At 63.3% G+C, this 11,743-nt stretch carries 13 protein-coding genes; 11 read left to right on the forward strand and 2 right to left on the reverse strand.

Annotated features, from left to right (window positions below; translation table 11 throughout):
- The first annotated feature begins 59 nt into the window (after nucleotides 1-59).
- On the forward strand, nucleotides 60-1,268 hold the full coding sequence (locus QFZ91_RS41425) for an MFS transporter (protein ID WP_429570845.1): 1,209 nt from the start codon (nucleotides 60-62) through the stop codon (nucleotides 1,266-1,268).
- Between the two features lie 61 nt (nucleotides 1,269-1,329).
- Here QFZ91_RS41425 and QFZ91_RS41430 read toward each other — a convergent pair whose 3' ends face one another.
- Nucleotides 1,330-2,373 (reverse strand): LacI family DNA-binding transcriptional regulator, encoded by a 1,044-nt coding sequence (locus tag QFZ91_RS41430; RefSeq protein WP_368599134.1) that lies wholly within the window; start codon nucleotides 2,371-2,373, stop codon nucleotides 1,330-1,332.
- 194 nt (nucleotides 2,374-2,567) lie between these two features.
- Here QFZ91_RS41430 and QFZ91_RS41435 point away from each other — a divergent pair, with 194 nt between their 5' ends.
- From QFZ91_RS41435 to QFZ91_RS41480, 10 genes are all read left to right on the forward strand, one after another.
- The gene (locus QFZ91_RS41435) at nucleotides 2,568-3,719 is read left to right on the forward strand and encodes an ABC transporter ATP-binding protein (RefSeq protein ID WP_429570846.1); all 1,152 of its coding nucleotides are present in this window, start codon (nucleotides 2,568-2,570) and stop codon (nucleotides 3,717-3,719) included.
- Between the two features lie 20 nt (nucleotides 3,720-3,739).
- On the forward strand, nucleotides 3,740-5,716 hold the full coding sequence (locus QFZ91_RS41440) for a beta-galactosidase (protein ID WP_429570847.1): 1,977 nt from the start codon (nucleotides 3,740-3,742) through the stop codon (nucleotides 5,714-5,716).
- Between the two features lie 88 nt (nucleotides 5,717-5,804).
- On the forward strand, nucleotides 5,805-7,058 hold the full coding sequence (locus QFZ91_RS41445) for an ABC transporter substrate-binding protein (RefSeq protein ID WP_429570848.1): 1,254 nt from the start codon (nucleotides 5,805-5,807) through the stop codon (nucleotides 7,056-7,058).
- A gap of 67 nt (nucleotides 7,059-7,125) precedes the next feature.
- Nucleotides 7,126-8,100, forward strand: coding sequence for a carbohydrate ABC transporter permease (locus QFZ91_RS41450; RefSeq protein ID WP_429570849.1), 975 nt, complete (start codon nucleotides 7,126-7,128; stop codon nucleotides 8,098-8,100).
- Between the two features lie 10 nt (nucleotides 8,101-8,110).
- Nucleotides 8,111-8,962 (forward strand): carbohydrate ABC transporter permease, encoded by an 852-nt coding sequence (locus QFZ91_RS41455; RefSeq protein ID WP_368714879.1) that lies wholly within the window; start codon nucleotides 8,111-8,113, stop codon nucleotides 8,960-8,962.
- 322 nt (nucleotides 8,963-9,284) lie between these two features.
- Nucleotides 9,285-9,617, forward strand: coding sequence for a DUF2322 family protein (locus QFZ91_RS41460; RefSeq protein WP_429570850.1), 333 nt, complete (start codon nucleotides 9,285-9,287; stop codon nucleotides 9,615-9,617).
- A 246-nt stretch (nucleotides 9,618-9,863) separates the two neighbouring features.
- Nucleotides 9,864-10,154: a hypothetical protein gene (locus tag QFZ91_RS41465; RefSeq protein ID WP_429570851.1), complete on the forward strand. Its 291-nt coding sequence runs from the start codon at nucleotides 9,864-9,866 to the stop codon at nucleotides 10,152-10,154.
- A gap of 59 nt (nucleotides 10,155-10,213) precedes the next feature.
- The gene (locus QFZ91_RS41470; protein WP_176379374.1) at nucleotides 10,214-10,357 is read left to right on the forward strand and encodes a hypothetical protein; all 144 of its coding nucleotides are present in this window, start codon (nucleotides 10,214-10,216) and stop codon (nucleotides 10,355-10,357) included.
- Between the two features lie 97 nt (nucleotides 10,358-10,454).
- Complete coding sequence (locus QFZ91_RS41475; RefSeq protein WP_176106509.1) at nucleotides 10,455-10,682, forward strand: hypothetical protein; 228 nt, start codon at nucleotides 10,455-10,457, stop codon at nucleotides 10,680-10,682.
- A 42-nt stretch (nucleotides 10,683-10,724) separates the two neighbouring features.
- Nucleotides 10,725-11,045 carry a hypothetical protein gene (locus QFZ91_RS41480; protein WP_429570852.1) on the forward strand — a complete coding sequence of 107 codons (321 nt, stop codon included), beginning with the start codon at nucleotides 10,725-10,727 and terminating at the stop codon, nucleotides 11,043-11,045.
- 328 nt (nucleotides 11,046-11,373) lie between these two features.
- Here QFZ91_RS41480 and QFZ91_RS41485 read toward each other — a convergent pair whose 3' ends face one another.
- Nucleotides 11,374-11,676 carry a hypothetical protein gene (locus QFZ91_RS41485; RefSeq protein WP_429570853.1) on the reverse strand — a complete coding sequence of 101 codons (303 nt, stop codon included), beginning with the start codon at nucleotides 11,674-11,676 and terminating at the stop codon, nucleotides 11,374-11,376.
- Between the last annotated feature and the right edge of the window lie 67 nt (nucleotides 11,677-11,743).

The raw sequence follows: 11,743 nt of genomic DNA on the forward strand, positions 1-11,743 counted from the left end.
GGTCGCGGCGGAACGGCACTTGCTCGCGTCGACAGAACGTGAACCTGTCGGAGAGACCCATGCCTTCGCATTGGTGGCAGCGACGACTCGGCTCCCGTGCATCGCTGAGCGCCGCCGCGCTCGTGATCGGCGTTCTGTACGCGGGCAGCACGATGGTCACGCCGCTTTATCCGCTCTATCAACGCCGGTTCGGCTTGTCCGAGCTGACGATCACGCTCGTGTACGCGACCTACGTGATCGGCAACCTCGGCGCGTTGTTTCTATTCGGTCGCGTATCCGACCAGGCCGGCCGTCGATCGGTCACTCTGCTGGTGCTCGCAGCCGCGATCGCGAGCACGATGTGCTTTCTATTCGCCACGCATGCGACGTGGCTGTTCGTCGCCCGAGCGGCAAGCGGACTTGCGATCGGCGTCGGTGCCGCCACGGCGACCGCGTGGATCGCGGAATTGCACGCCGGCGCCGACAAGGCGCCCGCCAGCCGTCTTGCCGCGGCGGTCAATCTGGCCGGGCTCGGAGTGGGGCCGCTGCTGACCGGACTGCTCGCGCAGTTCGCGCCCTGGCCGTTGCACACGGTGTTCGTCGTTTATCTGTTGACGCTTCTGTTCACCGCGGCGTTGTCGGCGCTCGCATGTGAAACCGTGCAGGAGCGCGCCCGGACGTTTGCACAGGTGTCGTTCGCGCCGCGCATCGGCGTACCCGCGCGATTGCGCGTGGCATTCGTCGTGCCTGCCGTCACCGCATTCGCGACCTTCGCGCTGCTCGGCTTTTTCGCGGCGCTGCTGCCCAATCTGATCGCGAACAGCATGCATCTGCACAGCCCCGCGCTGAGCGGGGCGCTCGTCGCCGAACTGTTCGCCGCGAGCACGATCACGGTGATGGTCACGTCGAAACTCGCCGCCCGCACCGCGATGTTCGCCGGTCTCTGGCTGTTGCCGCCGAGTCTGGCGTTGCTGCTCTGGGCGCAGGTCGCCGCGTCGATCGTGGTGCTGAGCGCGGCGACGGCGTTGTGTGGCATCGCAGCCGCGCTCGGGTTTCGCGGCAGCTTGCAGGAGGTCAACCGGATCGCGCCCGCGGACCAACGCGCCGAATTGCTATCGGCGTATCTGCTGTGCTGTTACACCGGCAACTCGTTGCCGGCGGTCGGCATAGCGCTGCTGTCGACACGGGTCGGGCATTTGTGGGCCAACGTCGCGTTCGCGGCGGTGTCCGCGGGCTTGGCCTGCATTGCGTTGGCGGTCGGTGCGCGCGTGCCTCGTCGCGCGAGTTGATGCGCGGCAAGCCGGCTGAGCGTCGGCGACTACACGTTGCGTCGTGGCTGCTACTGCCACATCAACGCGAGCGGGGCGCGGCCGTCGATGCGCGCACGACCAGTTTCGGCTCGGACGAAATCCGCATCGGCACGTGCGCTGGCACGTCCCCCACGGCGCGTCCAGCTTGCCCGTAGGACGTCTCGATCAGCTCGCGCAGCAGTTCCACCGCAAGTCCCGCTACCTCGACCGTCGGTACCGCCACCGTCGTCAGCGCGGGACGCGACTCGCGCGCGAGCTGGATGTCGGTGATGCCGATCACAGACAGATCGTGCGGCACGCGCAGGCCGAGGTCCGCGGCCGCGTGCATCGCGCCGAGCGCGGGCAGGTCGTTGGTCGCGAAGATCGCGCTCAGCTGCGGATCGGCTTCGAGCAGCGCGCGCGTCGCAAGGTAGCCGCCGTGGATCGTGTCGACCGCGTGCCGCACGCGATTCCTCGTCACGCCGGCCGCACGCAACGCGTCGACGAAACCCTCGTAGCGCGCCGCGTGAATGCCCGACGCCTTGCTGCCGACGATCGCACCAAAGCGCCGATGCCCGAGTTCGAGCAGATGCTCGCCGGCCAGCTTGCCGGCCAGCCTGAAATCGACCGCGACGCACGGCAACCCGGGCGGCTCGCTGGGCCGCTCCCACATGCACAGCACGACTGGTGTGCCGCGCGCTTCGGTCTTGTGCAGATCGGCGAAATCCAGGTTCGCGTTGGTCACGAGCACACCTTCGGAAAGCGTGCCGGCGATCTGGTCGAGGTACGCGCGGCCACTCAGCGGATCCTCGTTCGTATTGCAGATGATCACGAAGTGGCCGCTCGCGCGCGCGGCGCGTTCGACCGCGAGCGCGAACTCGGGATAGAACGGATTCGCGATGCTCGAGACCATCAGCGCAAGCGTCGGCGCGCGGCCTTCGGCGAGCGCGCGCGCGGCGAGATGCGGGCGATAGCCGAGCGCCGCGACCGCGTCGAGCACGCGTTGCCGCGTCGTTTCGCCGACGCGGCCGCGATTGCGCAGCACGTTGGACACCGTGGCAGGCGTGACGCCGGCGTGACGCGCGACTTCGCTGAGTGTAGGCATGACAAGGTCAGTATTTGGGATGGCTGTCCGGCATTTGCGTCGCGGCGCGAGGCGCGGCAACATCTGCCCTCGAACCAAGTACAGAACGATATCGGAGACAGACCCAACGATCGCCTTGCGGTCGATTTTTTCGGTCACGCTGATTAAGCGCTTAATCTCCGACTTCGCGCCGATTAAATCACGGAGTCGATGCAATGGCGAGCATTTCGTTACGAGGCGTGCAGAAGGCGTATGGCGACGGTGCGCCAGTGATTCGCAACGTCGATCTGGACATCGGCGAAAACGAGTTCTGCGTGTTTCTCGGCCCGTCGGGCTGCGGCAAATCCACGCTGCTGCGCATGATCGCCGGACTCGAAGACGTGACCGACGGCGACCTGTCGATCGGCGGGAAGATCGTCAACGACGTGCCGGCCGCGCAACGCGGCGTCGCAATGGTGTTCCAGAGCTATGCGCTGTTTCCGCACATGAGCGTGTTCGAGAACATGGCGTTCGGCCTGAAACTCGCGAAGACCCCGAAGGATGAAATCGAGCGCAAGGTGCGTGAAGCCGCGCGCATCCTGCAACTCGAGGCACTGCTCGAGCGCAAGCCGAAGGCGCTGTCGGGCGGGCAGCGGCAGCGCGTCGCGATCGGCCGCGCGATCGTGCGCGAGCCCGGCGTGTTTCTGTTCGACGAACCGCTGTCCAATCTCGATGCAACCTTGCGCGGACAAACGCGCGTCGAGATCGCACGCCTGCATAAGCAGTTCGCGAAGGCGAGCGTGGTCTACGTGACGCACGATCAGATCGAAGCGATGACGCTCGCCGACAAGATCGTGCTGCTGCATTCGGGCAAGGACACCGAGCGCTACGGCAGCATCGCGCAGATCGGCGCGCCGCTCGAGTTGTATCACCGCCCGAAAAGCCGCTTCGTGGCCGGCTTTATCGGCTCGCCGCGAATGAATTTCCTGCCGGGCAAAGTGGCCTCGCTCGACGCGCAAGGCGTGCTCGTCACGCTCGATCACACCGGCGAGAACGTGCGCGTGCCGGTCAGCAGCGTGGGCTTGCAGCCAGCGAAGCCGGTCACGCTCGGCGTGCGTCCCGAGCATCTGGAGTTCGTCGATGCATCGGCCGCGTCGCAAGACGGCGTGCTCGCGCGCACCGTATCGCTCGTCGAGCAGCTTGGCGAACACAGCTACGTGCACCTCGATCAACCCGGCGGGGCCGTGCTGATCGCGAAGGCGCCGGGCAACACGCGCCTCGCCCCAGGCGATCGCGCGAGCCTGCGGGTGCCACGTACCGCCTGTCATCTGTTTACCGAGGACGGCTTCGCGGCCGCGTCGCTCGAATCCGTCGAACACTACGCTTGAAGAACATTGGGGACACAGGGATGCGTTTAGGAGTCTGTTATTACCCGGAGCACTGGCCCGAGTCGATGTGGGAAGACGACGCGCGCCGGATGAAAGCGCTCGGCATCGAGCAGGTGCGAATTGCAGAATTCGCGTGGAGCCGGATCGAGCCGACGCCCGGCGAATACGATTGGGGCTGGCTCGATCGCGCCGTCGACGTGCTCGGCGCGGCTGGCCTGAAGGTCGTCATGTGTACGCCGACCGCGACACCGCCGAAGTGGCTGATCGATCGTCATCCGGATATCCTGCCGGTCGGCGCCGATGGACGCCCACGCGCGTTCGGCTCGCGGCGTCATTACGACTTCTCGTCGCCCGCGTATTTCGAGGCGTCGCGCCGTATCTGCACGGCGGTGGCCGAGCGCTACGGCAAGCATCCGGCGGTCGCTTTCTGGCAGACCGATAACGAATTCGGCTGTCATTACACGGTGGTCAGCTATTCGCCGGCCGCGCTCGCGCGCTTTCGCGAGTGGCTGAAAGCACGTTATCGCACGATCGAGGCGTTGAACGAAGCATGGGGCACGGTGTTCTGGAGCATGGAGTACCGCGGCTTCGAAGAAATCGACGCGCCGGTCGGCACCGTGACCGAGGCGCATCCGTCGCATCGGCTCGACTACCGGCGCTTCGCATCCGACGAAGTGGCGCGCTACAACCGCATGCAGGTCGAGATCATTCGCGCGCATTCGCCGGGCCGGCCGGTCGCGCACAACTTCATGCAGCTCTTCACCGAATTCGATCACTACAAGGTCGCGGCCGATCTCGACGTCGCGACGTGGGACAGCTATCCGCTCGGCGCGCTCGAAGAACAGTGGTTCGCGCCGGACCTCAAGGCGCGCTGGTTGCGTACCGGTCATCCGGATTTCGCGTCGTTCAATCACGACGTGTATCGCGGTATGTCGAAGCTGCCGCTGTGGGTGATGGAGCAGCAGCCGGGGCCGGTGAACTGGGCGCAGTGGAACCCGGCGCCGCTGCCGGGCATGGTGCGGCTGTGGAGCTGGGAAGCGTTCGCGCACGGCGCTGGCTGCGTGTCGTATTTCCGCTGGCGTCAGGCGCCGTTCGCGCAGGAGCAGATGCATGCGGGGCTCAATACGCCCGATAACCGGCTCGACGTCGGCGGCAATGAAGCCTCGCAGGTGGCGTCGGAAATCCAGACGGTGCTCGCCGCGAATGCCGATGCGAATGCGTCGATCCGCTCGAAAGTCGCGCTCGTCTACGACTACGAAGCGAAGTGGCTGTTCGAGATTCATCCGCAGGGCGCGGATTTTCACTATCCGCGCTTCGCGTTCGAGTACTACTCGGCTTTGCGCTCGCTCGGACTCGACGTCGATGTCGTGCCGGCCGATGCATCGTTCGATGGCTATAGCCTCGTCGTCGTGCCGCCGCTGCCGATGGTGCCCGACGATTTCGCCGAACGTCTCGCGCGCTCGGGCGCGCAATTCGTGCTCGGCCCACGTACTGGATCGAAGACGCGCGACCTGCGGATTCCGGCGAATCTGCCGCCTGGCGCATTGACGTCGGTGTTGCCGCTGCGCGTGTGGCGCGTCGAATCGATGCGGCCGAACGTGACCGAAGCGGTAGTGCTCGAACAGCAGGGCGGTGCCGCCGATGGCTTCGCGCGACACTGGCGCGATTTCATCGACAGCGACGCATCATCCTCGTTCGACGTGCGCGCGCGTTTCACGGACGGTCATCCCGCGTACGTGCGAAGCGGCGCGTTCCACTACCTCGCGAGCCTGTTCGACGACGCGCTAACGGTGCATCTGTTCGCGCAGATCGCACAGGAAGCGGGCCTCGAAACGCAGGCGCTCGGCGACAGCGTGCGCATCAGCCGACGCGGCGCGCTGACCTATGTGTTCAACTATGGCGATCAAGCCCGCACGCTCGACCACATTCCCGACGACGCTTTTGTGATAGGTTCACGCGAGTTGGCGCCGCAAGGTGTAGCGATCTACCGCTCGTAATAGAAGTCCAGTCGTAGCAACTCCACGCAGTCATTCGAAACAGAAGCGACAACGTCGCAAAAACCTTGGCATAAAGGAGACAGTCAGGATGAAACTGAAACCACGCAAGATTCTGTTGGCGCTCGCGCTAGCCGCGGTCGCCGCGGGGACCTCCGTCGTCAGCACCGCACAGGCGGGCACACTCGCGCTGAACATCGCGTACAAGGGCGCGAGCCAGCGCGCGGTGTGGCAGCAGGTGGTCGACGAGTTCAAGAAGGCGCATCCCGATGTCGACGTGAAGGTGTCGTTCATCGACGAGGAGGCCTACAAGGTTCAGTTGCCGGGTTGGCTTTCGACTGTCGCACCCGATATCGTCAACTGGCACGACGGCGAACGGATGGCCTATTACGCGCAGCGTGGTCTGTTCGATGATCTGAGTGGCGACTGGCAGAAGAACGGCTGGAACGGCATGTATGCGTCGACGAAGGAAGCGTCGTCGTACAAGGGCAAGCAGTATGCCGCGCCGACCGTGTACTACTCGTGGGGGATGTTCTATCGCAAGGATCTGTTCGAGAAGGCCGGCATCAAGGGCGAGCCAAAAACATGGGACGAGTTTCTTGACGCCTCGAAAAAGCTCAAGGCCGCGGGCATTACGCCGATCGCGGTGGCGGGCCGCGATGCGTGGACGCTGGCCGGCTGGTTCGATTACCTCGATCTGCGTCTGAACGGCAACGCGTTCCATCAGAAGCTGATGGCCGGCGAGATTCCGTACACCGATCCGCGTGTGAAGAAAGTCTATACGACATGGAAGCAACTAATCGACGACGGCTACTTCATCAACAATTCACTGTCCTACGATCTCGACGCGGTGCAGCCGTTCCTGTTCCAGGGCAAGGCGGCCATGATGCTGATGGGGACGTTCATTGCGGCCGGTTTTCCGGACAACGTGAAGCCGCAAATGGGCTACTTCCAGTTCCCGATCATCGACTCCAAGGTGCCGACCGCCGAAGATGGGCCGGTCGAATCGCTGCATATTCCGTCGAAGGCGAAGAACAAGACCGATGCACACACGTTCCTTGCTTTCGTCGCGACGCCCGAGATCGGCGAACAACTCGCACAGGGGCTCGGCTCGTTGTCGGCGAATAGCAAATCGCCGGAGCCTGAAGAACCGATTTCGAAGATCGGTTTCCAGATCCTGTCGAATACGAAGGGCGGTATCGCGCAGTTCTACGATCGCGACATGACGAAGGAAATGGCCGACGAAGGGATGAAGGGGATGCAGCGGTTCGTCTCCGATCCGTCGAAACTCGACGACATCCTCGCGCAGCTCGAGCAGACGCGTCAGCGTATCTACAAGAAGTGAGCGGCGGCGGCCGCAAGGCCGCTGTCCGATGCATCCCGTTGTATCAGATCGGATCGGGAGATTGATCGTGTCGCATTCCGTCAGCCGTCATAGCGTCGACGGTCCTGTTGAATCCGGTGGGCCGAGCTTGCCGGCGCCGGGCGGCGCGCTTGGCGGCGCACTGGTCGCGTCGCGCCGGCGCGGCCCGACGCCGACCGCGCGGCGGCAGCGGCGCGCCGCGTTCCTGTTTCTCGCGCCGGCCTGCTTCATGGTGGCCGTGTACGTGGTGTGGCCGATTCTCTCGACGATCCGCCTGAGCTTCTTCAACTGGGACGGGATGACCGAGCCGACCTTCATCGGTCTCGCGAACTATATCGAGCTGGTCCATACGCCGACGTTCTATACGGCGCTGAGGAACAACCTGATCTGGCTCGTGCTGTTCCTGCTCGCACCGCCAATGGGGCTCGCCGTCGCGCTGTATCTGAACCAGGCGGTGGCCGGTATCCGCATCGTCAAGTCGCTGTTTTTCGCGCCGTTCGTGTTGTCGGGCGTGGTGGTCGGGCTGATCTTTTCGTGGTTCTACGATCCGACCTTCGGCCTGCTCGCGATGATGCTCGGCCGCGGCGTGCCGGTGCTCGGCGATCCGCGCTATGCGACTTTCGGCATCGTGTTCGCGGCACTGTGGCCGCAAACCGCGTATTGCATGATTCTTTATCTGACCGGCTTGACCACGTTGAACGCCGAGCAGATCGAAGCCGCGCGAATGGAAGGCGCGCAGGGCTGGTCGATGCTGTGGCATGTGATCCTGCCGCAGTTGCGGCCCACGACGTTCATGGCGATCGTCGTGACGATCATCGGCGCGCTGCGCAGCTTCGATCTGATTTCGGTGATGACGGGCGGCGGTCCGTTCGAAAGCTCGACGGTGCTTGCCTACTTCATGTACGACCAGGCAATCAAGTATTACCGCATCGGCTATTCGGCGGCGATCGCGGTGGTGCTGTTCGGCATCATGCTCGTGTACATCGTCTATCACCTGCGGCGGATGCTGCGCGCCGAGCAATAAGGAGCCGCTGATGTTTCCGATTCCGATCGACAAATGGAAGCCGGCCACGCGCCGTGCATACAAACTGACGTTGCCGATTGCACTCCTGATCTGGCTGTTGCCGATGATCGCGGTGCTGGTTACGTCCGTGCGTTCGACCGAAGAACTAAGCGAGGGCAATTACTGGGGATGGCCGAAGCGCTTCGCGATGTTCGACAACTATCGCGAGGCGTTGACGACGTCGCCGATGCTGCATTATTTCTGGAACAGCGTGCTGATCACGGTGCCTTCGGTAGTGGGCTCGATCGCACTCGCGGCGATGGCGGGCTTTGCATTGGCGATCTATCGCTTTCGTGGCAATTCCACGTTGTTCGCGACGTTCGTCGCGGGCAACTTCGTGCCGATCCAGGTGTTGATGATTCCGGTGCGCGATCTGTCGTTGCAACTCGGGCTGTTCAATACCGTGAGCGCGCTGATTCTGTTTCATGTGTCGTTCCAAACCGGCTTTTGTGCGCTGTTTCTGCGCAACTTCATCAAGCAGCTGCCGTTCGAACTGGTCGAGGCGGCGCGCATCGAAGGGGCGAACGAATGGACCGTGTTCTTCAGGATCGTGCTGCCGCTGATTCGTCCGGCGCTCGCGGCGTTGGCGATCCTCGTGTTCACGTTCGTGTGGAACGACTATTTCTGGGCCCTGTGTCTGACGCAAGGCGATGACGCCGCGCCGATCACGGTCGGCGTGGCCGCGCTGAAAGGGCAGTGGACGACCGCGTGGAATCTCGTTTCGGCGGGATCGATTCTGGCGGCGCTGCCATCGGTGATGATGTTCTTCGCGATGCAGAAGCATTTTGTCGCGGGACTGACGTTTGGCGCGACGAAGGGGTGAAGATGTTGGCGCGTGGCGATGCTGCGCAGAGAAGGGTTGCCCGCGCAAGCGGGCTTTTTTTCGGCATGCTCGATTGCTGCCCGCCTGCTGGCTTATCAATCAACGCTTTCACGATGCCGCATTGTTCCGACTCGGAGATTCCTTAACAAGGCAACTTCTGCTACCGGTATTGCTGCTACCCCTATCTCTGGTTTGTCGAGGTCATGGCCCGCGCGAAACATTCGCTGGGAAAACCAGGTCGCGGCCGCAGATTCACCCGCTCGCCGCCCATCGGATAAGATACGGCCCGCCATGCATTTTTAGAACGGAAGGAGTGGTTTCAATGATCGAACCGAGCAACGTTTTCAAGGAAAATCTCGCCAGAATGCCGGCAATCGACGGCATCGCACGCATCGATCTGGTCAACGGCAGCGGTGCCGTGGTCGCTAGCATCGAGAACAAACCGGGCAAGCAGGGCTCGCTCGCGGTGTACAACTACCTGCGCGGCGCGTTCGGCACGCTCGACGCGAAGGCGGCCGAACACGGCCTCGCGCTGTTCGCCGAGCATACGGACGACGCGCGCAACCGTCCGGGCGCCCATCCGAACGTCGATCACCTGCTGGCGATTGCCGCCGGCGGCGAGGCATTGCGCATCGACGTGGTTCCGGCAGCTTAAGGCCGCTCGAGTCTTTTCCGCTTTCACAAGCTAGACGTTTTCCTACCGCTGCCGCAAATTCCGACGCCCCGGCGACGGGATTTGCGGCCCGCCAGCGCTGATTGCCCGGTAAAAACCCTCGTTTTTCTCGAAGCCCCCGGATTAGCTTCAGATTCGGCTTCTGTTCGGCGAATTGAAACGCCGGGGGGCGGCGCACACTGAGTTCGTCCCGTCGCGTATATCGCGCTTTTCCGTCAGGAGCCCCGGATGTCTTCCCGTCACAACAAACCCCGCCGGTTCGACGCCGACCTGCCTGAACTCACCACCTCGGAATGGGATCAGCCGACGCTGGGTCCTGACGACATCGCAATGCGCGAACTGCAACGCGGTTCCGAAGCCATCCTGCGTCTCGCCACGCAGGCACACGCGGCGGTCGCCCGAAGCGACGAAGCGGGTGCGCGAGCCGCGCGCCAATCGCTCGAAACGCAACTGACGTTCACCACCGCCCTGATCGATGAGCTGCTGTTCGGTGCGCCCGAGCGCTCCACGCTGCATTGACGGCGAACGCGGCAGCAAACTCAGTACTAACCCGCAGTCCCGAAGTTCCGGAAGCTGACATGAGCGCTTTGACCGTCTTTCTTTGCATCTGGGCCATGATCGCGTTTTGCGCGGTCCTGTTCATCCGCGGCGCGAGTCCGCGCGTCGAGCGTGAGGTACAACAGCCGCGCGCCCGTCCGTCGCGCTATTCGATCGCCGAGTGACGCGCACGTCAGACGACGCGGAATCAACGGGGTAACATGAAGAGCGCCGGCGCCACTGCCGGCCGGCACCGACGATGTTCCCCCCGGAGGTTCTCGTATGGACACACATTCGATTCTCGGCATGCTGCATGCCGAAGAGGCTTTGCTGGTCTCCATCGTGCGGTCGCTGCCTGACGACATCAAGCGCAAAATCGCCAACGATTTTCACGAGCAGGCGGAACTCGCCGAAAGCTCGCATCTGAATCCCACCACGAACCGCGAAACGAGCGACGCATTCAAGGCCCATGTCCGGCGTCTATCGAACATGCTTGCTTCGTTGTCTTGACCCGGCCGCGATCTGTCGCGCGATCTGAAAGCTGGCGACCGCGTGAGCGCCGTCTTCGACACCAGTAGCGACAACGGCAAAGACGCGGCGCGAGAACCGCTCGCGGTGCGCATCGTACGAGGCTCGACCGCACACGACGTGTTCCTTCACAAGAATCCGCAAGGTCAACCGCTCTACTACTCGAAAGACGGCGTCAGCACGGGGCCCGAGTTCGAGCGCTATCCGCTCGACTTCACGCGCGTGTCGTCGGCTTTCTCGTTGCGCCGCTTCGATCCGGTAGTGCATCGCTGGCAGACCTGCCGCAGAAGAAGGCGCTTGCCGCCGTTGAATTGCGGCAGTTCGTGTTGCGGGTCGCGCAATTGACCGCGCTGCTGTAAGCCATTTGTCGTCTCAACTTTGCGACACGCCGGTCCGCCTGACCCAGGTACTCTTTCGTCGCATCGCGCTCCGGCGAGCCTGGCCGAACGTGTCGCAAACCTTGACCTGTCAATCCGAGTTCGGGTATTCCCGCGCGCGTCGAACGATGTGTCCGCACCAGCACGAACTCGTCGGAACATTCGCGCGGCGTCTCATTTCCGATGCATCGCGTGCGATCAGGCCCGCTTCGAAGTGCATCGGTACGTATCCGTCCATGCGTGGCAACGCTTTGTCGCAGCATGGCATAGCCGTTGCAATAAGTCCGGCACAAGAACTACACATGTTGCAGCCGGAATTTCACGCAGTGAATAAATGCCGACGGCAGCAAACGTCTTCGCGATTCGCGCTCGGGGAGCCTGGCGCAACATGCGAAGTACGGCGGGGCCACCACCAAACGGATGTCGACAAACAACGACGACGCGAGCGGACGATACGGCTGTATGTAACGTCCGCTCGCGATCGTGACGGCGTGAAGCGATGACCCCGCCATTTTTTCCGTGCTTGCGGGTGCAGCCGAATGCGCGGCGGCCCGAGCGAAAGGGCGCTTGCGCGCGGACCAGCGGACTGCGAAGATCATGCTAACGCTCCTCTACACGGTATGCAGCCGCTGCATCAGGGAATGCCATGTTAGCGTCGAGCCCGTT

Origin of the sequence: Paraburkholderia sp. JPY419 (assembly GCF_050435705.1) — a bacterium.
Taxonomy (GTDB): domain Bacteria; phylum Pseudomonadota; class Gammaproteobacteria; order Burkholderiales; family Burkholderiaceae; genus Paraburkholderia; species Paraburkholderia youngii.